This is a genomic window from Streptomyces bungoensis, from assembly GCF_001514215.1.
GTDB lineage: Bacteria > Actinomycetota > Actinomycetes > Streptomycetales > Streptomycetaceae > Streptomyces > Streptomyces bungoensis.
This window is the reverse complement of sequence record NZ_KQ948852.1, coordinates 448,664-471,344: the sequence shown is the minus strand read 5'-3', so window position 1 is coordinate 471,344 and position 22,681 is coordinate 448,664. Positions and strand designations below refer to the sequence as shown.

General features: G+C 71.7%; 19 protein-coding genes. 5 read left to right on the top strand and 14 right to left on the bottom strand.

What is annotated here, in order from left to right; genetic code table 11:
* Nucleotides 1–69 precede the first annotated feature (69 nt).
* Nucleotides 70–507, top strand: a complete 438-nt coding sequence (locus AQJ66_RS06335) for an ATP-binding protein (protein WP_061917815.1) — start codon at nucleotides 70–72, stop codon at nucleotides 505–507.
* A gap of 89 nt (nucleotides 508–596) precedes the next feature.
* The gene (locus AQJ66_RS06330) at nucleotides 597–1,775 is read left to right on the top strand and encodes a PP2C family protein-serine/threonine phosphatase (RefSeq protein WP_244162759.1); all 1,179 of its coding nucleotides are present in this window, start codon (nucleotides 597–599) and stop codon (nucleotides 1,773–1,775) included.
* 9 nt (nucleotides 1,776–1,784) lie between these two features.
* Here AQJ66_RS06330 and AQJ66_RS06325 read toward each other — a convergent pair whose 3' ends face one another.
* The 12 genes from AQJ66_RS06325 to gap form a co-directional block, all read right to left on the bottom strand.
* Complete coding sequence (locus AQJ66_RS06325; RefSeq protein ID WP_061918331.1) at nucleotides 1,785–2,288, bottom strand: MarR family winged helix-turn-helix transcriptional regulator; 504 nt, start codon at nucleotides 2,286–2,288, stop codon at nucleotides 1,785–1,787.
* A 127-nt stretch (nucleotides 2,289–2,415) separates the two neighbouring features.
* Entirely contained in the window at nucleotides 2,416–3,624 is a 1,209-nt protein-coding gene (locus tag AQJ66_RS06320; RefSeq protein ID WP_061917812.1) for a phospholipase D-like domain-containing protein, read from the bottom strand.
* 158 nt (nucleotides 3,625–3,782) lie between these two features.
* Nucleotides 3,783–5,177: a pentalenene oxygenase gene (gene ptlI / locus AQJ66_RS06315; RefSeq protein ID WP_061917809.1), complete on the bottom strand. Its 1,395-nt coding sequence runs from the start codon at nucleotides 5,175–5,177 to the stop codon at nucleotides 3,783–3,785.
* Nucleotides 5,178–5,217: 40 nt separating this feature from the next.
* Nucleotides 5,218–6,231, bottom strand: a complete 1,014-nt coding sequence (gene ptlA, locus AQJ66_RS06310) for a pentalenene synthase (protein WP_061917807.1) — start codon at nucleotides 6,229–6,231, stop codon at nucleotides 5,218–5,220.
* A gap of 127 nt (nucleotides 6,232–6,358) precedes the next feature.
* Nucleotides 6,359–7,372 (bottom strand): polyprenyl synthetase family protein, encoded by a 1,014-nt coding sequence (locus AQJ66_RS06305; protein ID WP_061917804.1) that lies wholly within the window; start codon nucleotides 7,370–7,372, stop codon nucleotides 6,359–6,361.
* Nucleotides 7,369–8,268, bottom strand: coding sequence for a neopentalenolactone/pentalenolactone F synthase (gene ptlD, locus AQJ66_RS06300; RefSeq protein ID WP_061917801.1), 900 nt, complete (start codon nucleotides 8,266–8,268; stop codon nucleotides 7,369–7,371). The genes AQJ66_RS06305 and ptlD overlap by 4 nt, the downstream gene beginning before the upstream one ends.
* 33 nt (nucleotides 8,269–8,301) lie before the next feature.
* Complete coding sequence (ptlE, locus tag AQJ66_RS06295) at nucleotides 8,302–10,056, bottom strand: neopentalenolactone/pentalenolactone D synthase (protein ID WP_079060117.1); 1,755 nt, start codon at nucleotides 10,054–10,056, stop codon at nucleotides 8,302–8,304.
* A 17-nt stretch (nucleotides 10,057–10,073) separates the two neighbouring features.
* Nucleotides 10,074–10,901: a 1-deoxy-11-beta-hydroxypentalenate dehydrogenase gene (ptlF, locus tag AQJ66_RS06290; protein ID WP_061917795.1), complete on the bottom strand. Its 828-nt coding sequence runs from the start codon at nucleotides 10,899–10,901 to the stop codon at nucleotides 10,074–10,076.
* A gap of 91 nt (nucleotides 10,902–10,992) precedes the next feature.
* Nucleotides 10,993–12,447 (bottom strand): MFS transporter, encoded by a 1,455-nt coding sequence (locus tag AQJ66_RS06285; RefSeq protein WP_061917792.1) that lies wholly within the window; start codon nucleotides 12,445–12,447, stop codon nucleotides 10,993–10,995.
* Between the two features lie 66 nt (nucleotides 12,448–12,513).
* Nucleotides 12,514–13,365 carry a 1-deoxypentalenic acid 11-beta-hydroxylase gene (gene ptlH / locus AQJ66_RS06280; RefSeq protein WP_061917789.1) on the bottom strand — a complete coding sequence of 284 codons (852 nt, stop codon included), beginning with the start codon at nucleotides 13,363–13,365 and terminating at the stop codon, nucleotides 12,514–12,516.
* A gap of 67 nt (nucleotides 13,366–13,432) precedes the next feature.
* Nucleotides 13,433–14,629, bottom strand: coding sequence for a pentalenolactone synthase (penM, locus tag AQJ66_RS06275; RefSeq protein WP_061917787.1), 1,197 nt, complete (start codon nucleotides 14,627–14,629; stop codon nucleotides 13,433–13,435).
* Nucleotides 14,630–14,818: 189 nt separating this feature from the next.
* A complete protein-coding gene (gap, locus tag AQJ66_RS06270) occupies nucleotides 14,819–15,823 on the bottom strand; it encodes a type I glyceraldehyde-3-phosphate dehydrogenase (protein ID WP_061917784.1) in 1,005 nt (334 codons plus the stop codon).
* A gap of 139 nt (nucleotides 15,824–15,962) precedes the next feature.
* Here gap and AQJ66_RS06265 point away from each other — a divergent pair, with 139 nt between their 5' ends.
* Nucleotides 15,963–16,424 carry a MarR family winged helix-turn-helix transcriptional regulator gene (locus AQJ66_RS06265; RefSeq protein ID WP_061917781.1) on the top strand — a complete coding sequence of 154 codons (462 nt, stop codon included), beginning with the start codon at nucleotides 15,963–15,965 and terminating at the stop codon, nucleotides 16,422–16,424.
* Nucleotides 16,425–16,688: 264 nt separating this feature from the next.
* Here AQJ66_RS06265 and AQJ66_RS06260 read toward each other — a convergent pair whose 3' ends face one another.
* Together AQJ66_RS06260 and AQJ66_RS06255 are read right to left on the bottom strand one after the other, a co-directional pair.
* Nucleotides 16,689–17,906, bottom strand: coding sequence for a glycoside hydrolase family 3 N-terminal domain-containing protein (locus AQJ66_RS06260; protein ID WP_061917778.1), 1,218 nt, complete (start codon nucleotides 17,904–17,906; stop codon nucleotides 16,689–16,691).
* Between the two features lie 166 nt (nucleotides 17,907–18,072).
* Nucleotides 18,073–20,058, bottom strand: a complete 1,986-nt coding sequence (locus tag AQJ66_RS06255) for an N-6 DNA methylase (RefSeq protein WP_061917776.1) — start codon at nucleotides 20,056–20,058, stop codon at nucleotides 18,073–18,075.
* 142 nt (nucleotides 20,059–20,200) lie between these two features.
* Here AQJ66_RS06255 and AQJ66_RS06250 point away from each other — a divergent pair, with 142 nt between their 5' ends.
* Both AQJ66_RS06250 and AQJ66_RS06245 read left to right on the top strand, forming a co-directional pair.
* Nucleotides 20,201–21,142: a serine/threonine-protein kinase gene (locus tag AQJ66_RS06250; protein WP_167359147.1), complete on the top strand. Its 942-nt coding sequence runs from the start codon at nucleotides 20,201–20,203 to the stop codon at nucleotides 21,140–21,142.
* A 180-nt stretch (nucleotides 21,143–21,322) separates the two neighbouring features.
* The gene (locus AQJ66_RS06245; RefSeq protein ID WP_061917774.1) at nucleotides 21,323–22,585 is read left to right on the top strand and encodes a serine/threonine-protein kinase; all 1,263 of its coding nucleotides are present in this window, start codon (nucleotides 21,323–21,325) and stop codon (nucleotides 22,583–22,585) included.
* Nucleotides 22,586–22,681: the final 96 nt, after the last annotated feature.

Sequence of the window (22,681 nt, the reverse complement as noted above, 5' to 3'; positions counted from 1 at the left end):
GGCCCGCCACCCGACGAGCACCGGCCGCCGGCCCGGCAGGCCGCGCGCGAGCGCGCCGGCGAGCGCGCGGTGACCGGTTCCCCCTCCGAGCGCCTGCCCATCGGCTCGGACGCGGATCTGGCACGGGTGCGCCGACGCGTGCGCCAGGCCGCCGCCGGCGTCGGGTTCGGCCTCGTCCAGCAGACCAAGCTGATCACCGCGGCCAGCGAACTGGCCCGGAACGCCCTGGTGCACGGTGGTGGGGGACACGTGGAACTGACACGGCTCACGGACGGTGCCCGCCGCGGGCTGCGGCTGTCCTTCGTCGACACCGGCCCCGGCATCCGCGACGTGGAACTGGCCTTGACCGACGGCTACACCTCCGCCGGCGGCCTCGGCCTCGGCCTGAGCGGCGCCAGGCGGCTCGTGCAGGAGTTCAGCCTCGACAGCCGCCCCGGACGAGGCACCACCGTGACCATCACCGACTGGGCCGCCGGCCTGCCGTCGCCCCGCACCGGCACGCCGTGAGACGCGACCGCCCGGCCGGCCGCCGCCTGCGATCCGCCGCGATGCCGATCGCGGTAGCGTGGACGCCACAAGCCGAGAGGGCCGATGCCGTGAACGCCTCCGAACCGCTGCCTTCCGCGGAAGCCCAGCTGCGCGCGGCTCCGCCCCATGCCCTGGTCGCCACGGCCCGCCGGCTGCTCGCCGAGCGGGTCGGAGCCCTGGAGGTGACCCTCCTCCTCGCCGACTACGGACTGACCGTCCTGCAACCGGTGTCCCACCTGCCGCACACCGGTGAGCCGGTCCCCGCCCACGAGGGCCCGGCGGGCAGCGCCTTCGTCCAGCAGCGCCCGGTGGTCGAGATCCTCCGCGAGCCGGCCGGCCACCTGGTGCACCTCCCCATCGCCGTGCGCGGAGACCGCCTGGGCGTCCTCTGCGTCCGCCTGCCGGCGGGGGCCGCCGACCCGGACACCGTCCTGCAGCTCGGCGAGTTCGCCACGGCACTCGGCCACGAGGTCTCCACCGCCGACCGCGACACGGACCTGTACCTCCAGGCCCGCCGCACCCGCCGCCTCACCCTGGCCGCCGAGATGCAGTGGCAGCTCCTGCCCGCCCGCGGCTCCGCCCGCGAGGAGTACGTCATCGGCGCCCATCTGGAGCCGGCCTACGCCATCGGCGGCGACAACTTCGACTGGTCGGCCGACGCCGACCACCTCACCCTCACCGTCACCGACGGCATGGGCAAGGGCATCGACGCGGCCCTGCTGACCAGCCTCGCGGTGGGTGCCCTGCGCAACGCCCGGCGGGCCGGCCTCACCCTCGCCGACCAGGCCTGCCTGGCCGACCAGGCCGTCCACGCCCAGTACGGCGGCAAGGCGTACGCCTCCACCCTGCTGCTGCGGTTCGACCTGGCCACCGGCACGGTGACCGCCGTGGACGCCGGTTCTCCCCAGCTGTTCCGCCAGCGCGACGGCCACACCGAACGCATCGACCTGGAAGCACAGTTCCCGCTCGGCATGTTCGAGGAGAGCGAGTACACGGAGCAGACCTTCCGGGTCGCACCCGGGGACCGGCTCATCGTGGTCAGCACCGGCGTGCACGAGACCCGCTCCGCGCAGGGCGAGCTCTTCGGCGAAGGCGCCCTGAGGCAGATCCTCAGCGCCACGCGCCCCGCGCCGCCGCACGAGGCGGCACGCGCGGTCGTCTCCGGCCTGATCGAGCACCACGGCAGCAGCGAACTCATGTCCGACGCGGCCGTGGTCTGCCTCGACTGGCACGGCCGACCGCGCTGACGGCCGCCGTCAGGACCCGGCGCCGCCCCCGCCCCGCGGGCCGTCGTCCTGAGCGGACCGGAAACCCTGGAGCCCGCGCCGCAGTGCCTCCCGCTCGGCCGACTCCATGGCCGCGAGCACGCGGGCCAGCGCCTGCGACCTGCGCGAGGCGACCTCGGCCAGCACCTGTCTGCCCTGGCCCGTGAGGTGCAGCTGCACCTCACGCCGTTTGTGCGGGTGCAGCACACGGTCCAGGAGGCCGGCCGCCTCCAGGCGGTCACAGAGCCGGCTGGCGGTCGGCAGCCCGATGTCCATGCCCACGGCCAGACCGGTGAGATTGAGTCCCGGCTCCGCCTCCAGGATCCGCAGGGCCCGCAACTGGTGCGGCGACAACTGCAGACTCGCCCCCTGCGCGGCGACCGACCACAGGTGGGCCAGACCTTCCACGGCTTCGGCGATCGTCGACGCGAGAGACAGGAGGTCGTCGTCCGGCCGGCTCACCCGGTCGTTCCCGGAGCCGCTCAGACCAGTCACGAACGCATCGCTTTCAACCATCTGTCGGTACGGTTACCACCCTTATTCAATCGCGGTACCCGAACAGCGGCCGGGCAAGCACACCCGGCCGGGCGACATGCTGCCTCACACAGGCGGAACAGTCACCTCACAGGAAGCGCCGGATCGGCATCACGGCCGCTTCCCGGAGCCGCTGGAGCACCGGACGCCGGCGCCAGCGGGTCGGATCGATCTCCACGCTGCGGCGCAGGTCCTCATCGAAGTCGCGGTCGAGCGACGCGGTGAACGTCTCGTCCAGGACGGCGAGCATGACCTCTTCGTCGTGGTCCATGGACCGGCGGTTGAAGTTCGTGGATCCGATGAGGGCGGCGACCGAGTCGACCGTGATGATCTTGGCGTGCATCATGGTCGGCTGGTACTGCCGGATGTGCACCCCCGCCTCCAGCAGGCGTGCGTAGTGGTGCTGGCCGGCGAGCTGGCAGGCCCGCTGGTCGGTGTGCGGACCGGGCAGCAGGATCTCCACGCGCACCCCGCGCCGGGCGGTCTCGCAGAGCAGGTCGATGAAGTAGGTGTCGGGGGCGAAGTAGGCGGTGGCGAGCCGGAACCGCTCCTCGGCGGACGTGAGCATGACCCGGATCAGGGTCTGCATGTCCTGCCAGCCGATGCTGGCCGAGCCCCGCACGACCTGCACCACCGACGAGCCCTCCTGCGCGTGCTCGGTGAAGCGGTCGCGGTCGTCGAAGAGCTCGTCGTGGCACTCGGCCCAGTTCTGGGCGAACGCGGCCGCGACACCGTCCACGGCCGGGCCGCGCACCTGCACGTGGGTGTCGCGCCACTCGCCGGGGTTGCGGGCGTCGCCGCACCACTCCTCGGCGATGCCGACGCCGCCCGTGAACGCGGTGTGCTCGTCGATGATGAGGGCCTTGCGGTGACAGCGGTGGTTCTGCTTGAACGGCGACAGCCAGACGGGCTTGCGGAACCAGGCCACCTGCACGCCGGCCTCGTCCATGAGCTCCAGCAGGTCCCCTTCGATCTCCTTGGCGCCGAAACCGTCGAGCAGCAGCCGCACCCGTACCCCGGCACGGGCGCGGTCCGCCAGGGCGCCGGCGAAGTCACGGGCGATCTGGCCGCGCCAGTACACGAACGTCATCATGTCGATCGTGCGCTCGGCCGAGCGGATCGCCCCGAGCATCGCGGGGAAGATCGCGTCGCCGTTGCGCAGGGGCACGAGGTCGTTCCCCTCGGTAGCGGCCACGCCGATCAGCCGCTCCAGGCGGCGGCGCAGCCGCTGCTTGCGGGCGGCCGGGTCGGGTCTGGTGTGCTGGGCGGGGGCGGCCGGTATGCCGTCGAGGATCATGCCGTATCTCCTTGGGACCACTGGGTAGGTGCTGCGGGCTGAGATCCGGCCCGGACAAGCACATGCCCGGCCGCCGCCGCCTCACTCCCGCAGCTTGTTCGGTTCTGCGGGCGCCGGCGCCCCGCAGACCTGCGGGGACGGCGACTAGCCGTGTGTGCTCACGCCGCGTCACCTCCGGCCGGTGCGGGGACGGCGGAGGTCATGCGGCGCGGGGTGCGCGCGTCCAGCCGCAGGCGCAGCCGGCGCGGGTGGTAGACGGTGGCCAGCGGGACCGGGCGGATGTCCATGCCGGGTTCGCAGCCGACCCGCCAGCGGCCGAGGATGGTGGCGAGCCCCAGGGTGGCCTCGGTGCGCGCGTAGAGGTCGCCGATGCACTTGCGGGCGCCGGTGCCGAACGGCACGTAGGCGTGGCGGGCGGCCGGCGCGACACGGTCCGGGAGCCAGCGGTCGGGGTCGAACCTCGCCGGGTCGTCGAAGGCTTCCTCGTACCGGGCGACCGCGGCCGGGCTGAAGACGACGGTGGTGCCGGAGGGCAGCCGGCGGCCCGCGAGTTCGGTCGGGGACGTGGTGAGGCGGGTGAACAGCCAGGCCGGCGGGTGCAGTCGGAGCGTCTCGGAGATGATCCGGTCGGCCAGGGACAGGTTCGGCAGGTCGTCCCAGTCCGGGGCGCGGCCGCCGAGGACGGTGTCGATCTCGTCGTAGAGGGCGGCCTCGATCTCCGGGTGCTGGGAGAGGAGGTAGAAGACCCAGGTGAGGGTGCCGGCGACGGTCTCGGTGCCGGCCGCCATGACGGTGATGACCTGGTCGTGGATCTCGGTGTCGCCGAGCCGTCCGCCGTCGTCGTCGCGGGAGGCGAGCAGGGCCGCGAGCAGGTCGTCGTGCTCGGTGTCGGAGCCGCGGTAGTCCTCGATGAGCCGCTGGGTGGTGTCGTGCAGGAAGTCCAGGTTGCTGCGGTACCGGCGCTGGGACGGCAGGGGCAGCCGGCGGATCGCGGCCGGCAGGAACATCTGCCGGAACAGGCCGTTGAGCACGACGTCGAAGGAACGTTCCACCTTCGCCGCCAGCCCGGGGCTGACGGGTGTCGAGTACAGGGTGCGGGCGACCGTGCGCAGGGCCATGCCGTACATCTCCGGGAAGGCGTCGACGACCATGCCGTCCTGCCAGCGCGACACCGTGTCCTCGATCTCGGCGCGCATGGCCTCGGCGTACCGCTTGAGCCGGCCGCGGGTGAACGCCGACTGCATCAGCCGGCGCTGGCGGCGGTGGTCGGCGAACGGGCAGGTGACCAGGCCGTTGCCGGCGATGTCCCGGGCGCGGTCGTAGAAGACGCCGCCCTTGTCGAAGACGCGGTCGTTGGTCAGGACGTGCCGCAGCAGGTCCGGGTGGGTCGGGACGTAGGCCTTGGTGGGGCCGATCCTGATCTCGACCAGGTCGCCGTGGGCCGACAGCGAGGTCATGAAGTTCACGGGGTGGCGCATCATCTGGAGGGCGTGTCCCACGACGGGGAGCGCCCCGGGCGCCGTTCCCGCCGAGAAGGTGGTCTGCTCGGTCATTCGATCCTCAACTTCCCGTCTCTACTGGTGGGCTGTGCCGTTAGCGGGCGGTGCTGCCGAGCTCCTCCAGGTAGCCCTGGGCACCGGCGGCGAGCGCGAACTCGGCGTCGTAGCGGCCCGAGGAGCGGTGCCAGTCGTAGGAACCGCGGATCACGGTGCGCACGGCGTTGTCGCGGTAGCGCTCCAGGGCCTGGTGCTCGGCCTCGTCGAGCCGGTAGATGTCGGCGACCTGCGGCAGGCAGGACTCCAGCAGGAGGTACTGCTCCAGGCGGACGCGCACCTCGCTCTGGATGTGGGTGACGCTGCGGTCCTTGGACCAGCCGCGCTCCCGGCGCAGGATCATGACCATGTTGTTCTGCTCGCCGCGGGCCTCCTCCTTCTCCAGCGAGGCGATGTCGTTGAGCAGCAGATTGACGTCGACGGCGATCTGCAGCATCGCGGAGAGCACGGCGCTGTCGAAGACCCGGTGCGGCACCTCGAAGCGGCCCGCGCGCTCGGCGAGGTCGACCGTCGGCTGCACCCCGATGGTCCGCCGGCGCACGGCCAGGTACTCGGCCGCGGTGTCGTACGGCGTGTCCCAGAAGCGGCTCTCCGCCTCGTCGACGTAGCCGTCGAAGTAGCTGCGCCAGTGCCGGGCGCTGCGCGCGCACCAGGCGGGTGTCATGCCCTCGCGGGTGCGCCGCCAGATGTCGGCGAAGCCGTGGGCGATGGGGGGCGCGGTGTCGGGGAGGGGGCCGTCCAGCGCCGCCGCGACCGCGTCGGTGAGCCGTTTGGTCTCCTCCGGGTTCTCGCCGCGCGGCCCGTCGAAGAGGTCGTCGAAGAGGAAGAACCACGACATCAGGTCGACGCCCAGGTCCAGGTCGGCGCCGGTGGCGTGGGGGTAGAAGCGGGAGGCCAGGTCGGCGTAGCCGCCGCGCAGATGACGCGTCGCCGCCGCCTCGGACTTGATCAGCCCGAGCGAGCGCGGCCATACGAGCTGCTCGGCGTCGGCGCGGGCGTGATCCGGGCTCTGGCGGCTCGGCAGGGGTATGTGGAAGTCGACGTCCTGGGGCATGGGGGAGTCCTTGGGAGGTGGGTTGCGGAGGGCAGCGGCCCGGTGGTGGTGCCCGGGCGGGGGTCGCTGCGCCGATCGGAGAGTCGGAGGTGGGAAAGGGGCGTACGGGTACGGGGGCGGCCCGGTCTCAGACCTCGCGGTCGACGACGAACCGCCCGAGCGCGAGGAGTTCGTCCCGCGCGCCGGCGTCCAGTTCGGCACCGCGCAGCGCGTCCTCGGCCAGCGCCATCCGCCGGGCGGCCTCGGCCAGCGCCCAGTCCCGGCCGCCGGCAGCCTCGACCAGGCCGGCCACGCGCCGCAGTTCCTCCTCGTCGGGTTCGCCGCGGGTGGTGAGCCACGTGGCCAGCTCGTCGCCGAGCGGGCCGTCCTGGTTCAGTGCGTGGCTCACCGGCAGGGTCTTCTTGCGGGAGCGCAGATCGGAGTGGACCGGCTTGCCGGTGACGGCCGGGTCGCCCCAGATGCCGAGAACGTCGTCGACGAGCTGGAAGGCGACGCCGACCTGGTCGCCGTAGAGCGCCAGCGCGTCCACCGTCGCCTCCGGTGCCCCGGCGAGGACGGCGCCGATCGCGGCGCTCGCCGACAGCAGCGCGCCGGTCTTGCCGGCGGCCATGTCGACGCACTCCTCGACCGTGACGCGCGAGCGCTGTTCGAAGGACAGGTCCTGCACCTGCCCGCGGATCAGATGCCGGGTGGTGCGGGCCAGCAGCCGGGCGGCGGGCGCCGCCGTCGGCAGCCCGGTGTCCAGCAGCACCTCCTGGGCGAGCGCCAGCAGCGCGTCGCCGGTCAGGATGGCGCTGGAGGGACCCCACAGCTTCCACACCGTGCGCCGGTGGCGGCGCTCCTCGTCGCCGTCCATCAGATCGTCGTGCACCAGGGAGAAGTTGTGCACGAGTTCCACGGCGACGGCACCGGGCAGGGCGACCTCCGGCGGTGCGCCGACCGCCTCGGCCGACAGCAGCGCGAGCGCCGGCCGTACGGCCTTGCCTGCGTCGGCGCTGGTGGGCGCGCCGCCGGCGGTGACCCAGCCGAAGTGGTAGGCCGCCTGGTGACGTGAGCGGTGGTCGAGCCGGTCGACGGCGGCGCGCAGCGCCGGGGTGATCGTGACCCGGCTGTGGCGGAGGCAGGCGGGGGCGGTGCTCATGCGGCGGCCTCCGCGCGCCAGGGGTCGGCCGGGTCGTCGAAGATGCTGACGACCTGGCGCATGACGCGCCGTTCGGCCGGGTCGAAGGCCCGCTTGGCGTGGACGGTGCCGAGCTGGTCCCACATGACGAGGTCCCCGGGCTGCCAGGCGTGGGCGTAGGTGTACTGGGGCCTGCCCGCGTGGAGCAGCAGTTCGTCGAGCAGCTTGCGGCTGTCGTCGGGGGCGAGGTCCACGATCCGTCTGGTGTTCAGGGTGCTGATGTAGACCGACCGGCGGCCGGTGCGCGGATTGCGGGCGATGAGGGGGTGGATGGTGGAGGTGCCGTCCTCGGGCTGGATGTGCGCGGTGCTCTCGCCGAGGGACACCTCCCCCTGGAGCTCCTCCTCGATGGTCTCCTCGTACCCGGTGCGCAGGGCGTGGCGGACCCGGTAGGAGTGCAGCCGCCGGCGCTCCTCGGGCGGCAGCGACTCGTACAGGGCGTACATGTCGGTGAAGAGGGTCTCCCCGCCACCGGAGGACGGCACTTCCACGGCCTCCAGGAAGCCGACCTGGGAGACGCGGGGGCGGAAGGAGTAGTCGGTGTGCCAGCCCATCCACTCGGCGTCGCCGACACCGATCTTGCGGCCGTCCTCCACCAGGTTGGAGACGATCAGGATCTCGTTGTGGTCGGGGTGGGCGCCGCTGGTCAGACCGGTCTTCGGGATGTACCCGAAGCGGCGGCCGAAGGCCAGGAACTCCTCGTAGGACGGGCTCTCGTGGCCGCGGAAGACGAGGACCAGATGCGCGTCGAGCGCCGCCCAGATCTCTTCCACCTGGGTCTCGTCCATCGCGCCGGTGACTCGGGCGCCGTGCACGACGGCGCCGAGAGCGGCGCCGGGTATCGGTGTCACGTCCACGGGCGTTGCCTCCTTTCGCAGAAGGGTGGGGGGTCAGCGCAGTTCGAGGCCGGCGAGGTCGCCCGCCTCTCGCCAGCGCCTGAGGATGTTCACGAACTCCACTGAACCGCCGCCGTAGCTGGAGTTGAGCAGGGGCAGTCCGCCCGGGTCGCCCTCGTTGTTGTAGAGGCCGGGCGTGCAGTTCTCGAGGAAGTCGAGGTCGTTGCTGGCGAGCCGGAGGATCTCCTCGACCCATTCCTTCTCGCCGGCCTCGGACGCCTCCACGACCTGGTGGCCGCTCTCCTCGACGCACCTGACGATGTGCGCGAGGTGCCGGGTCTGCTCGCCCAGCATGTAGGCGATGTTGACGTGCCGGCCGGCCTGGACCTTGGACAGGATGAAGCAGTTGGGGAAGCCGTTCACCTGCAGTCCGTGCAGGGTGCGCGCTCCGTCCGCCCACTTCTCCGACAGCTTCACGCCGCCGCGGCCGACGATGTCGTAGCCGGCGCGGTCGGTGTAGGGGACGGCGAACTCGTGCTCGTAGCCGGTGGCGAAGACCAGGCAGTCGACCGGGTACTCCCGGCCGTTCGCGACCACGCCGGCCGGGGTGAGCCGCTCCACGCCCCGCCCCTGGGTGTCGACCAGGGTCACGTTGGGCCGGTTGAAGGTCTGGAGGTAGCCGTCGTGGAAGCAGGGCCGCTTGCAGTACACGCGGTAGTACGGCTTGAGGGCGGCGGCGGTCGCGGGGTCGGTGACGACGCTGTCGATACGGGCGCGCAGCTCCTCCATCTTGAGGAAGTCCGCTCGTTCGGCCGCGAGTGCCCGCTCCTTCGGGTCGCCCCCTCGGTCGCCGGTGGGCAGGATCGCGGCGGCCAGCTTGGCCGTGGTCTGCGTCCAGCGGTCCTGCACCAGGTCCTCGTCCTGCGGGACGCCGGAGGTCAGCGCGTGGAAGTTCTCCATCCGGCGCTGCTGCCAGCCCGGTTCCAGGCCGTCCGCCCAGCCGGGCGGGGTGGGCCGGTTGCCGCGGACGTCGACGGCCGCCGGGGTGCGCTGGAAGAGGACGAGCTGCTCGGCCCACTCGGCGAGGTGCGGCGCGAGCTGGACGGTCGTCGAGCCGGTGCCGATGACGCCGACCTTCTTGTCCGTCAGCTTGGTCAGGCCGCCGGTGCTGTCGCCGCCGGTGTAGTCGAAGTCCCAGCGGCTGGTGTGGAAGGAGTGCCCGGCGAACGAGTCCAGGCCCGGCAGCGCGGGGAGTTTGGGCCGGTGCATCAGGCCGATCGACATGGCCACGTACCGGGCCCGGAACAGGTCCCCGCGGTCGGTGCCCACCAGCCACCTCGCGGCGGCCTCGTCCCAGCGCAGCTCGGTGACGGTGGTCTGGAAGAGGGCGTCGCGGTACAGGTCGTACCTGCGGGCTATCTTCTGGAGGTGGGCGAAGATCTCGGGCCCGGTGGAGTACTTCTCGGTGGGGATCGTGCCGATCTCTTCCAGCAGCGGCATGTAGATGTAGCTCTCGACGTCGCACCGGACGCCGGGGAAGCGGTTCCAGTACCAGGTGCCGCCGACGTCGCCGGCCTCGTCGATCAGCCGGATGCGCTCCAGGCCGGTCTCCTTGCGTAAGTGGGCGCCGGTCAGCAGACCGCCGATGCCGGCGCCGACGACGGCGACGTCCACCTCGTCGGTGAGCGGCTCGCGCTCCCGCCGCTCGGTGTAGGGGTCGCGCGCGTAGCGGCTGAAGTCACCGCGCGCGAACTGGTAGGTGCGGCCGGTGCTGCGCTTGTCGCGTTCCTGACGGTACTTCTCCCTCACCGCCTCCAGGTCGATGGTCAGTGCTTCGTCGCTACGGTCGTCGCCTTCGGCGCGGGCCACAGCTCCTCCTCGGGGGAAGGGGGCGGAAGGGGAACATGACGCCATACGTCGTCGAACTGATCGCGCAGCCGCCGCGGGGCGTCGGCGTTGCTGAAGAGGTAGAAGCGGTCGGACCCGAGGGCGTCCCACACGAGTCCGGCGACGTCCTCGGCGCTCACCGTGGTGTCGCCGCCCGCGCCGCGCGGGGCCGTCAGGCCCTCGACCATGGGGGTGTCGACCCGGCCGGGACACAGCACCGACACCCGGACGCCGGTGCCCCGCAGATCGGCGCGCAGACTGCGGGCGACCGCGAGGTCGGCGTGCTTGGAGGCGGCGTAGGCGGCGCTGCCGGCGCCCACGACGAAGGCGGACATCGAGGCGGTGTGGATCAGATGCGCGGGCCGGCCGCGCTCCAGCAGCCGGGGGACGAAGGCGCGGGCCACCAGGACGTGCGCCCAGTGGTTCACCTCGAAGACCTGCCGCATCCGCTCCAGCGGCACCTCCCACAGGGGCTGTCCCACGGGGCCGAGGACCCCGGCGTTGTTGCACACCACGTCGATGTCGCCGAGCGCGTCGAACGCCGTGTCCGCGAGCCGGCCGACGGCGTCCGGATCGGTCAGGTCGGCGGTCACCGCGGTGACCCGGGCGCCCTGTGCGGTGAGTTCGGCGGCCCGGCGGTGCAGCGCGTCGCCGTCGACGTCCGCCATGACCACGCCGGCGCCGGCCCGCGCGAAGCGGGCGCTGAGGGCGAGGCCGATGCCACTGGCCGCGCCGGTCACCACGGCTGCCTGTGTCGTTGAGTGCACTTCGCTGTCTCCGCTTCTGCGCGCGGGTACGCCTGAGGGCCGCGCGCCGTTGCCACGGGGAAGGTCGGAATCAGATCGCGGGACGCGGGTGTCAGCGGGGGTCGGGGAGTTTCAGGCTGATCACGAGAACGGTCACCGTGAAGCACCCCAGCAGGGCGAGGACGAGCACGGCCGCCGACACCGTCGACAGCCAGCCGGACACGGAGACGTAGAGGGTCCCGCCGACGGTCGCGCCCAGCGCGGTCGCCATCTGCTGGCTGGTCACCAGCACACCGCTGCCCATGCCGGCCTGCGCGGGGGGCACGTCGGCGAGGATCATCCGGAACAGCGTCGGGCCGGTCAGTGCCGCGCCCACGCCGAAGAGGCCGATCCCCACGAGCACGAGCGCCAGGGAGGGGTGCGGCCAGCCCAGCCGGATCACCAGCGCCAGCAGCAGCACGCCCGCGCCCTGGACGAGGGCTCCCAGGGTGACGATCCGGCCGCCCAGGGCCGCCGCGATCTTCGGGGTGAACAGCGTCACCGCGAAGAACGCCGCGGCGAACGGCGTCAGCACGGCGCCGGAGGCGAGCCCGTCGAAGCCGAAGTGACCCTGCGCGACCAGCGCGTAGACGAACAGGAAGGCGCCGAAGCCGGCCGAGAACGGCACCATCGCGGCCAGCCCTCTGCGCATCCCCTGATGGGACAGCACCGTCGGGGACAGCAGCGGTGAGCCGCCCCGCGCCTCCAGCCCGCGTTCGGCCCGCACCAGCGCCACCGCCCCCACCGCGGCCACCACGAGCAGCGCCCACAGCCACAGCGGCCAGCCCAGGTCCGGGCCCGCCACGACCACGGCCAGGACACAGACCACGGTCAGACCGAACAGCACGGTGCCCACCGGGTCGAAGCCCGGCTTCGCGTCGGCCCTGGTCGCGGGGACGCGCCGGACGGCCAGCAGCGCGGCCACTCCGATCGGCACGTTGATCGCGAAGACCGACCGCCAGCCCATCCCGGCGACGTCCAGCGAGACCAGCAGCCCGCCCAGGATCTGCCCGGTGACCATGCCGAGGGCCGCGGTCGCGCCGTACATGCCGATCGCGCGGGCGCGCGCCTGGCCCTCGGTGGCCGCCTGGATCGTCGCCAGCACCTGCGGTACGAGCATGGCCGCGCCGGCGCCCTGCAGCAGCCGGGCCGCGACGAGGAACTCGATGGTCGGGGCGAGTCCGCACAGCGCCGAGGTGACGGTGAACGCCGCGAGCCCGTAGGCGTACAGGCGCCGTCTGCCGAAGGCGTCGCCCAGCCGCCCGCCCAGCACCAGGCCGAGGGCGTAGGTCAGGCCGTAGCCGGACACCACCAGTTCCAGTGCGGCGGCGCCGCCGTGGAGGTCGTCACTGATCGGGGTCAGTGCCACGTTGACGATGGAGGCGTCCACGATGGACAGGGCGTATCCGGTGAGCACCACCACGAGAGCGAGGCCGCTGAGCCCGGCGGCGGCCGGTTTCGTGCCGGCCGAGGGCTCCGGTGTCGCGTGGGGCCGCTGCAGAGGGGGGAGGCCCTCGCGTTTCGTCATGAGCTGCCTACCCGGGCGTTCGTGGGGGACGGTTGGGGCGGGTGCGGGGGTGACGAGGTCACGAGGTCACTCGGTGGTGGTGGGAGTGCCGGTGATCTTCGACATGATCCCCTTGGAGGCGTCCTTCGCGGACTCCGTCCAGGGCGTCAGGGCGTTGAACCCGCGGTGCGAGGCGGCGGGCTGGACGCGCGTGTCCATCGACATCCGCATGCCGGCCGGGTGCACCGAGACGTTCGGGAGGGACTTGTGGCACATGAACGCGTGGAAGAGGAGCACGTCGCCCGGTTCCATGGGTGAGAACAGCAACTGCTCGTCCGCGCCGAACTCCTGTGCCGGGATACCGCGCACGGGGTGCCCGAAGCGGCGGAAGTCCTCGGTGACGACGTGCTCGCGCGGGCCCTTCCGGTGGCTGCCGTCGGCGAGGGCGACGCCGCCTATGTCGAGGGTCGTCGGGAGCAGCGGTATCCAGGCGGTGCGGAAGTCCTTGTTCGGGCCTATGTAGAAGCCGTCCTGGTGCAGCGGCGTCAGGAAGCTCGGCGCCGCGGCGCCCGCGGCGGAGGGGTAGTAGCGGATCGTCGTCGACTTGAAGACGAAGACGGGCTCGCCGAAGACCTTCTCCCAGACCTTGACGGTCGTGGGGTGGTTCCACAGCTCGTCGTACTTGACGTAGTCGTGCATCGCGACCTCGTCGACGGCCTCGAAGGACTCGATGGCAAGGGTGTCGAGCGTGGTGCCGGGGGTGGCGTGGCCGAGTGCGATCAGGCCCTCGAGCATCTGCTCGGCGGCGGTCCGCACGAGTTCGCGGTCCAGGGCGCCGCGCAGGTAGACGTAGCCGTGCTCGTCGTAGAACCGGTCGAGGGCCGCGCGGTCGTCGAGCAGGGGCGTGCAGTCGACGTAGTCGCTGAAGGTGTCCGTCATGGTTCCTTGTCCTCGTGACTGTGCGTGGGGGAAGGAGCGTCGGATCTTTTCGCTCGTGCGACGCCACTCAGAAGGTGACGGGAATCTCGTCGAACCCGCCGGTGATGCGGTGCTCCTGCCAGTGCAGCGACTCCTCGGGTACGGCGAGCCGCAGATCGGGGAGTCTGCGGAACAGCCGCTCGAACACCGCGGTCAGCTCGATCCGGGCCAGCGTGCGGCCGATGCAGTGCCGGGCGCCGTGCCCGAACGCCAGGTGGGACTTGGGCTTGTCCCGGGTCAGGTCGAACAGGTCGCCGTCGGGATACGCCCGGCCGTCGTAGTTGGCCGCGCCGATGGCCAGCATCACCGCGTCCCCGGTCCGGATCACCGTCTCGCCGACGGTGATGTCGCTGTGCGCGTAGCGGGGTATCAGCGCGTTGGACCCCTTGCCGCCGACGCCGAGGCGCAGGATCTCCTCGACCGCGGCCGGCGCGAGTTCGGGCTTCTCGGCCAGCAGGGCACGCTGGTCCGGGTTGCGCAGCAGGAGCAGGGTGCCCAGGTCGATGCGCACGATGGTGGTCTCGTAGCCGAACAGCAGCACGGCGTTGCCCAACTGGGCGATCTCCGCGTCGGACAGTGCGCCGTCCTCCGCGGCGATCAGCTCGGACAGGATGTCGTCGCCCGGCTCGATCCGCTTGCGCGCCACCAGTTCCGTCGTGTAGTCGACGACCTGCTGGAAGGTGTTCGCCGAGTGCTGGTTGTCGCTCTGGTCGAACGTGCCTCTCGCCCACTGCCCGAACCGCTCCCGGTCGGCCAGCGGCACGCCGAGCAGGTCGCAGACCGTCATGGTCGGCAACGGGAACGACAGCGCGCGGTGCAGGTCGACCGGCGGAGCACTGGCGGCCAACTTGTCGAGCAGCTCGTCCACATGGTGCTCGATCCGGGTCTTCATCAGACGCATGCGGCGCGTGGTGAACCGGGGCACGAGCAGCGCGCGCATCCGCGCGTGCCTGACGGCCTCGGTCTCGTGGTCGTCCCCGGCCATCAGCGCGACCATGAAGGCCCTCGCCGCGCTCTTGGCCGACGGCTGCGGGTTGGGATTGCTGAGCGAGAGCCGCCGGTCGGCGAGCAGCGCCTTGACCTCGTCGTAACGGGTGACCAGCCAGGCGTCCTCACCGGCGGCCTGCACCCTGGTGATCGGCCCCTGCCGCTGCAGTGCGCGCATCTGGGGTGCGATGCCGAGTATGTCGGGGTTGTCGAACGGTAACTGCGGAAGTTCCTTCATGTGGTCAGTCCTCGTGGCGTCGCGCAGGGGATTCGTCGGACATCCGGGCACGCCGACGGCATCGGTGACGCCGGGTGCGCTGCGCGCCGGTGCACGGGCGCGCCGAAGCGGCGGCCGCCGCTTCGACGGACGACCGCTGCTGACGTGCGGGTGGGGCAGACGCCGGATCGGCGGGAGACTACCGAGCCATCACAAGGACGACCCGACGAGCAGTGACAGGTCGATGAGGCGGTTCGAGTAGCCCCACTCGTTGTCGTACCAGCCGACGACCTTGACCTGCGGGCCGGACACCCGGGTGAGCCCGGCGTCGAAGACACAGGAGGCCGGGTCGCCCACGATGTCGGTGCTGACCAGCGGCGCGTCCACGTAGGAGAGCAGGCCCTTGTACGGTCCCGAGGCCGCGGCCGCGTACGCCTCCTTCACCTCGTCCACGGTGGTGCCGCGGCGGGTGGTGACCGTGAGGTCGGTGACCGAGCCGGTGGGCACGGGCACCCGCAGGGCGAACGCGTCCAGCCGGCCGGCGAGTTCGGGCAGGACCAGGCCGATGGCCTTGGCGGCGCCGCTGGAGGTGGGCACGATGTTCAGGGCCGCGGCCCGGGCCCGGCGCAGGTCCTTGTGCGGGGCGTCCTGGAGGTTCTGGTCCTGCGTGTAGGCGTGGACCGTGGTCATCATGCCGGAGTCGATACCGACCGCGTCGTGCAGCACCTTGGCCAGTACGCCGAGACAGTTGGTCGTACATGAGGCGTTGGAGATGATGGTGTGGCGCTCGGGGTCGTAGTCGCCGTCGTTCACTCCCATCACCAGCGTGATGTCCTCGCCGCTGCCCGGAGCGGCGATGATGACCTTCTTGGCTCCGCCGTCGACGTGTGCGCGCGCCTTCGCGGCGTCGGTGAAGATGCCGGTGGACTCGATCACGATGTCCACGCCCAGGTCGCCCCAGGGCAGGGCGCCGGGGTCGCGCTCGGCGAGGACCTTGATCGTCCGGTCACCCACGCGGATCGCGCCCGGCTCGGCGGTGATCTCCTCGGGGAAGCGGCCCAGAATCGAGTCGTAAGCGAGCAGGTGGGCCATCGTGGGCACGTCGCCCAGGTCGTTGACGGCGACGATCTCCAGCTCCGAGGTCCGCCCGGCCGCCGCGCGGAAGACGTTGCGGCCGATGCGCCCGAAGCCGTTGATACCGATTCGCACAGTCATTGGTGTGCTCCTCACCTAGCGCTCTACAAGTCCATATGACGCACCGTTGCGCCGAGGTGCAATGCAAACCGTGCGCCCGGATGAGGCGCCGGCACGCGATCGATCAGGAGCTTATATAAGTCTGCGATACATTTCCAGCGTGACTTCTACTCAGCGTGCCGACACGGACACCGACTTGGACGTCGGTGACCTCACCAGGGCGATCGAGAACTTCAACCGCTACTACATCCGGCTTCCCGCGGTGCAGAAGCTGTCCTTCACGACACTGTCCGTGCTGGACACGCTGGCCTCCAGCGGTCCGAAACGGCTGACCGAACTGGCCAGAACCGAGCAGATCAGCCAGCCGGGGCTGACCCAGCTGGTCACCCGGCTGGAGCGCGACGGTCTCGTGGAACGCCGCCCCGACCCGGCGGACGGACGCGCCGCCCTCATCCGCCTCACCGAGAGCGGCCGCAGGATCGGCCAGGCCCGGCACGAGGACCGGGGCCGTCACCTGATCCCGCTGATCGCCCAGCTGACGCCCGCGGAACGCCAGGCGATCGCCGCGGCCCTGCCCGCCCTGACCCGCCTGGCGCAACTCGGGACCGAGGCGCGGCGGTAGGGCCCCGGCAACGGCCACACCGCCCCGCGCACGCCGACCGGCGAAGCGCCCGGCCGGCCGGGCGCCGGGGAGGGCCGGCAGCAGGTGGACGACGACCGTCGTCCGCGCGCCGGACGCGCGCGGCTGCACCGGCATCTCGGCGACGCCCGCCGCGAACCCGAGGTGGCACGGCGGACGCGCGCGGGGTAGAGCGACGCGGCGGCCCCGCCAGGACGACTGCTCAGGCCGGCCGGTGATGTCCCGGCCGGCGCGCTGTCCGGCTGCTCAGCCGCAGCTCAGCAGCCCGGCGCTCGCCTTCGCGGCGAGGACGCGGTGGACGCTGTCGGCGACGCCGGCGCGGAACGCGGCGTCCGTCCGCATCCGCGAGCCGACCGCCTGGGTCATCGCGGGCACGATGGAGGTCTTCACGGTGAGGACCAGGTCGCCGCCCGCCGACAGGAAGCCGACCGCGCGCTGGGCCGGCGTGTAGGCCCGGACGGCGACGGCCTGTCCGAGGTCGTCCGAGATGACCACGCCCTTGAAGCCGAGCTGGGTGCGCAGCAGCTTGCGGATCACCGTGGGCGAGAACGCCGCGATGTGACGGGCGTCGATCTTGCTGTAGGTGGCCGAGGAGATCATCACGAACGGTGACCCGGCCTGGATCCCGGACCTGAACGGCGTGAGGTAGGAGCTGGTGGTCGTCGTCACCGAGTCGACGACGTTCGCGGTGGTGTCGGTGTTGCCGGTCACCCGGCCCAGCCCCGGGAAGTGCTTGAGCGTGGTCATCACGCGGGCCTGCTTGAACCCGGCCGCGAACGCCCCGCTGTGCGAGGCGACGACGTCGGGCGTGTGGCCGTACTCGCGGTAGTAGCGCCCTATGGGCTGGTTGCGCGTGCCGAGGCTCGCCGGCACCACGTCCGCGACGGGGGCCAGGTTGAGGTCCACGCCGGCCGACTTGAGCTGGCCCGCCCAGCCCGCTGCCCGGCTGCGCAGGGTGGACGTGGACCAGCCGCCCTGGGTCAGCGCGTTCGGCATGGTCGAGAAGCCGGGGCCGTTCAGCACCTGCACCTGGCCGCCCTCCTGGTCGGTGGAGACCAGGAGACCCACCCGCTTGCCGGACACCGTGTCCGCCTGACCGCGGATGCCGTCCACCACCCGGCGCGTGGCCGTGGTGCCGGCGCTGCTGCGCCCGGTCAGCATGACCGAGCCGACGTGCTGGTCACGGAGCGTGCGCAGATCGGCCGCACTGGCGCCGGTCGCGGGTACCCCGCCCATGAACAGCTGCCCTATCCGCTGTGCCTGGGTCATGCCGTTGTACACGCGATCGGCGCAGGAGGTGGCCGCGGCCGCCGGGGCGGACACCGCACCGGCCACCGGATGCACGGCCTGCGCCTGTGCGGTGGGTTCGCCGCAGACGGCCGCGGCCAGCAGCACGCTGACCAGCGGGACACCTGCACGCAGGGCCGCCGAACGGCCCGCTCCGGGCCGGCGAAGACGTCTCATGGAGGGCGCTCCTGTCTCGGGACGACGCGGGCGCGGTGACGGCCACCGCGGGGCACTGCGCTTCACACGGTACGCCGCACGGCCCAGGTGCGAAGTCCGAGCAGGTCACGGGGCCTCGGCGGGTTCGCAGTGGGGTCCGCTGGCCCGGTCGACCGGGAGGCGAGAGTCAGGTGGTCAGCCCACCTGCGGCAAGGCGATCGCTCATGTCGCTGACCAACCCGCTACCCGCGTTCTCGGCCCTGGCGACGAGCGCTTCGAAGGCCCTGATGCGGCGAAACGTCTCGGCGTAGACCGCCTGTCTTTCCAAGGGGAGCTGTAGCACCTGGAGACGTCTGATGTCGACCCGGGACGAACTGGAGGCGTGCGTGCCTGCCTGGCGTCCGTTGGCCGGTGCACGCAGACATCCGGCTAGGAAGTGGGCGTCCAGCTTCTCGGGATCCACGCGCAAGGCGTAGAGCTGAGGGCCCAGGGCCACCGGTGGCCCTTCATGAACCCAAGCCCGGAAAGCCCGGATCACTCCGGCGACCACCACGTCGCCCTCCTCGGCGACGGCATGGCCCGAGCCGGTGACCAGCAGCCCGCTGGGCGCACCGTCGAGCAGCAGGTCGGCGACGGTGAGGAGCGGGACGGCGTTCCCGCTGACAGGTGCCGTCTTCTCCGCGGGCTGCTGACCGGCGCGCAGCGTCAGCGCGCCCGCCTTGACCAGGTCTCCCACCGTCGTCGTGGTCTGCTGGGTGCCGGTCTCGACGTCGAGTACGGACAGATGCTGTGCCTGATCGGCCAGATCGGTCAGCAACGATCCGAACTCGCTCCACTTCTTGGCCAGTTCTTTCGGCGATGGTTCGGACGCCGAAGCGGTGTAGCGTCCCGGGGTTACGTCCACCTCGTCGTCCAGGAGGTCGAGCAAGGGAACGCGCACGGCGCTCTCAGGTGGCTCCTTGTCGGGATGGTCGAGGGCTGCCAGCGCGGTGAGGACGAAGGAACCGAGAGTGTCCCAGTCGGGGCTGGGCTCGCGCGTTCCCGGTCGTGCGAAGCCGGTGGCGTCCACCAGGAGGGCGTCCTGGCTCGGAGGAGGGGCGGCAGGGCCGTCCGCCGCTGCTCGCAGGATCCACAACTGCAGCGACACGCTGTGTGGTTGGGCACTGCCCGGAGGCAGGGACACCACCGCTCGAAGCACTCCGGTGCGCAGCAGCGAGCCGCGAATGCGCCGGCCCGCCTTGCGTGACGCGACCGCGGGTGGGAGGACCACCACGGCGACTCCGCCGGGCTTGAGGTGGGAGAGGAGGTGCTGCACCCAGGCCAGTTCGGGCTCGGTCCGCGGCGGCAGCCCATGGGTCCAGCGCTGGTCGGTGGCGAGTTCCTCGTATCCCCAGTCCCGTTCGTTGAACGGCGGGTTGCACAGTGCGACGTCGGCCTTGGCTCCGGTGAAGGGGTCTTCCCGCAGCGCATCGGCCGTGACGATCCGCGTACGGATGTGACGGTCGTCCGCGACGAATTCGAGCCGGGCTGAGGCCAGCGCGGCCAGCGCCGGATCACGCTCGCACGCGAGCAGCTCGAAACGTGGGCCCTCGTACTCCTGCGCGGCCGCTGCCGCCAGGTGTCCCGTGCCGCACGCCGGGTCGAGCAAGGTCAGTCCATCGTCTTGCGGACCGAGACGGACGGTCAGGGCGATCCGGGTCATCAGCGCGGCGAGGGGTGGTGGCGTGGTGCTGAGCTGCCGGACATGGGTTTCCAGCCACCGTTGCAGCAGGAACTCGAAGGTGTCGCGCGGCCCCTCCGCCCGCCCCAGCTTCGCCGCCTCGGTCACCAGCTCACGAGCTTGCGCAGAGAGCTCGGGATGGGAGATCCGCGCCCTGGAGGACCGCATCCGGCGGGCGGCCTCGGCCACGGCCAGCCCAGACTCGTTACGGCTGCCTAGCAACTCGAACCGCGGCCAGAGGAGTTCCTTGCCGCCGATGTTCCTGAGCTTGCCATTGTTCCGCAGCCACTGTTCGACTTCGGCCAGCGAGAACTGCGGGCTGACGTCGGTGCCCCCGATCCGGGTGGGGAAGGAGTCGTGGCGTCGGCGCCAGTTGCTCACGGCGGCTCGCCCGACGCCGGCGATCCGGGCGATCTCGGCCAGGCTGACGGGTACGACGTCGAGGGTACTCATCGATCAGTCTCCGAGGTGCTTGGTGGCTGGGTGAGTGTCGGCTCCCCAGCAACCGATGACAAGAAGGCTACTACGCTCATTGACTCTGTTCACAGAGCTTACGTTCCACGATGATGTGTGGGAGATGTGGAGGTCGGGGAAGATGCCGGGTCTTGCGCCGGGAATGGTGCTCGGTGGCCGCTATCGGCTGGAGTCGGTCCTGGGCCATGGCGTGATGGGGCAGGTGTGGCAGGGGCGCGACCTGCCCCTCGACCGGCCCGTCGCGGTCAAGACCGTGGCCACCGAGCTGCTGGCCGTGGCGAGCAGCCGCGACGCGGCCCTGACCCGGTTCGGCAGGGAGACGCGGGCAGCCGCACGCCTGGACCATGCGAACGTCGCCACGGTCTTCGACGCCTCGCTCACGGACGACACCTGCTGCCTGGTGATGGAACTGATCGAGGGCACCACTCTCGAGTACCTCTTCGACCAGCAGGAGGACGGGCGGTTCGACGTGCCCTCCGCAGTCGCCGTCGCGGCCCAGCTCTGCGCGGGGCTCTCCGCGGTCCATGCCGCCGACCTCGTCCACCGGGACCTGAAGACGCAGAACATCATGATCCGGCGCGACGGCGTCGTGAAGATCCTGGACTTCGGACTGGTCAAGCTGCTCAGCGACACGGACCCGCGGCTGACGACCACCGGCGAGGGCATCGGCAACCTCTTCTGCGCCTCACCCGAGCTGTTGGCGGGGCGGGACCGGCTCGACGGCCGCAGCGACCTGTATGCCGTGGGCTGCCTGCTGCACCACATGCTCACGGGTGAGACTCCCTTCCCCACCCATCAGCCCGCGCTCCTGTCCTCCCACCATCTCGCCTCACCCCCGCCGCTCGTCGCCGACTCCGGAGTGGACGTGCCCGCTGACTTGCAGAACCTGCTCACGGCCCTGCTCGCCAAACGGCCCGAGGACCGCCCTTCCTCCGCGACCGAGGTCTACGCGGCCCTCGCGCCCCACCTGCCGCAGCCGCGACCCGCGTTGGCCGTCAGGCGCACCGTGCCCGAGGACCCCCGACGGCCGTTCCTGATCCCGCAGGGCCCGATGCCGCTGTGAGACGCGCTCCCCTTCCCGGCCGCCCCGGAGGGTGGTTGTAGGAATCATCTTTCTGGGTACCCAAGGGCTGGAAGTGCCGTGATCCGGTGACACAATGATCTCGTCGGCCGGGTGCCGTGACGTCCCCGGCCGCCGGGAGGCGGCGGGCGCGGGGAGCGCCGGGACTGGGGACGGGGCGGGATGGGGCGAAGCCTTGGGCGGTACGAGCTCACGCACGAACTGGGCCGGGGCGGCATGGGCGTCGTCTGGGCGGCGTACGACCGGGACCATCACCGCGAGGTGGCCGTCAAACTCCTGGCCACCCGCGGCCGCGGTGCCGAACCCAGCACACTTGAACGCCGCTTCCTGCGCGAGATCCGCCTGACCAGCCGCCTGCGCCACCCGGGTGTCCCCGCCGTCCACGACCACGGCAACCACGCAGGCGAGCTCTACCTGGTCATGGATCTCGTCCCCGGCCGAGCCCTGGACGCCGTCCTCAAGAACAACGGGCCGCTCGGCACCGAGCAGGCGGCGGACGTCGCCCGCCGCACAGCCGAAGTGCTCTCCTACGCCCACGGTCAGGGCGTCGTGCACCGCGACCTCAAACCGTCGAACCTGATGATCACCCCGGACGGAGACATCAAAGTCCTGGACTTCGGGGTGGCCGCGGCCCTGGAACCACAGCCCGGCGAAACGCACTTCACCGCCTCCAACGCCACCCCGGGCACGGTCGTCTACATGGCGCCCGAACAGGCCGTGGGCCGCACGGTGCCCGCGAGCGACCTCTACTCGCTGGGCTGCGTCCTGTACGAACTCCTCAGCGGCACACCGCCCTTCACCGACGGCAGCCCCTTCATGCTGTACCACCGGCACGCCAACGAGCCCGTCCCGCCGCTCGCCGACCGCCGCCCCGACGTGCCCGACGGCCTGCGGACCCTGGTCGAGCGGCTGCTGGAGAAGAAGCCGGAGGACCGGCCCGGCTCGGCCGCCGAGGTGGCGGCCCTGCTCACCGCCTGGGCGCCCCGTCCGGCTTCCGCCGCCGAGTCGGCGCCTCCTCATCCACGCCTGGCCGAGATCGAGGCCCTGCGCCGGGCCGGCCGTCCGGCTCATGCCCTCGAGGAGTACCAGCAGTTGATGGCCGCCCCCGGCCTCGACCGCGCGGGCACGCTGGCCGCGCGGTCCGGAGCCGCCCTGTGCGTGGGCGCGCTCGGCCGTACCCGGGAGGCCCTGGACGAGCTGAAGTCGGTCCTCGCCGAACAGCGCAGCCTGCTCGGACCGGGCCACCCCGCGGTGCTGGACACCCGCTACGAGATCGCCGTACTGCTGATCCGCGCCGGAGAAAGACATGCCGCCGAGGAGCTGCTGCGGCGCCTGGCCGACGAGGAGGACGCCGTCATGGCCGCTTCCGGCGCCGGGCACGGGCGCAGCCGGGCGCTGCTGGAGCGGCTGCGGCGGATGGGCTGAAGCAGTGGCAGTTCAGCCGCAACCCAACTCTGTGAGCTCTGTTCACAGTTGGCGGACCGTGTTACGCTCCGACGCGCCGTTCCGGTGGGGAGACAG

Coding starts and splice junctions, on each gene's coding strand:
- AQJ66_RS06320 (WP_061917812.1), bottom strand. CDS start 3,624: ATGATCCTCGACGGCATACCGGCCGCCCCCGCCCAGCACACCAGACCC.
- AQJ66_RS06250 (WP_167359147.1), top strand. CDS start 20,201: ATGCCGGGTCTTGCGCCGGGAATGGTGCTCGGTGGCCGCTATCGGCTG.
- AQJ66_RS06285 (WP_061917792.1), bottom strand. CDS start 12,447: ATGACGAAACGCGAGGGCCTCCCCCCTCTGCAGCGGCCCCACGCGACA.
- ptlH (WP_061917789.1), bottom strand. CDS start 13,365: ATGACGGACACCTTCAGCGACTACGTCGACTGCACGCCCCTGCTCGAC.
- AQJ66_RS06255 (WP_061917776.1), bottom strand. CDS start 20,058: ATGAGTACCCTCGACGTCGTACCCGTCAGCCTGGCCGAGATCGCCCGG.
- ptlI (WP_061917809.1), bottom strand. CDS start 5,177: ATGACCGAGCAGACCACCTTCTCGGCGGGAACGGCGCCCGGGGCGCTC.
- penM (WP_061917787.1), bottom strand. CDS start 14,629: ATGAAGGAACTTCCGCAGTTACCGTTCGACAACCCCGACATACTCGGC.
- ptlA (WP_061917807.1), bottom strand. CDS start 6,231: ATGCCCCAGGACGTCGACTTCCACATACCCCTGCCGAGCCGCCAGAGC.
- gap (WP_061917784.1), bottom strand. CDS start 15,823: ATGACTGTGCGAATCGGTATCAACGGCTTCGGGCGCATCGGCCGCAAC.
- AQJ66_RS06305 (WP_061917804.1), bottom strand. CDS start 7,372: ATGAGCACCGCCCCCGCCTGCCTCCGCCACAGCCGGGTCACGATCACC.
- AQJ66_RS06260 (WP_061917778.1), bottom strand. CDS start 17,906: ATGAGACGTCTTCGCCGGCCCGGAGCGGGCCGTTCGGCGGCCCTGCGT.
- AQJ66_RS06245 (WP_061917774.1), top strand. CDS start 21,323: ATGGGGCGAAGCCTTGGGCGGTACGAGCTCACGCACGAACTGGGCCGG.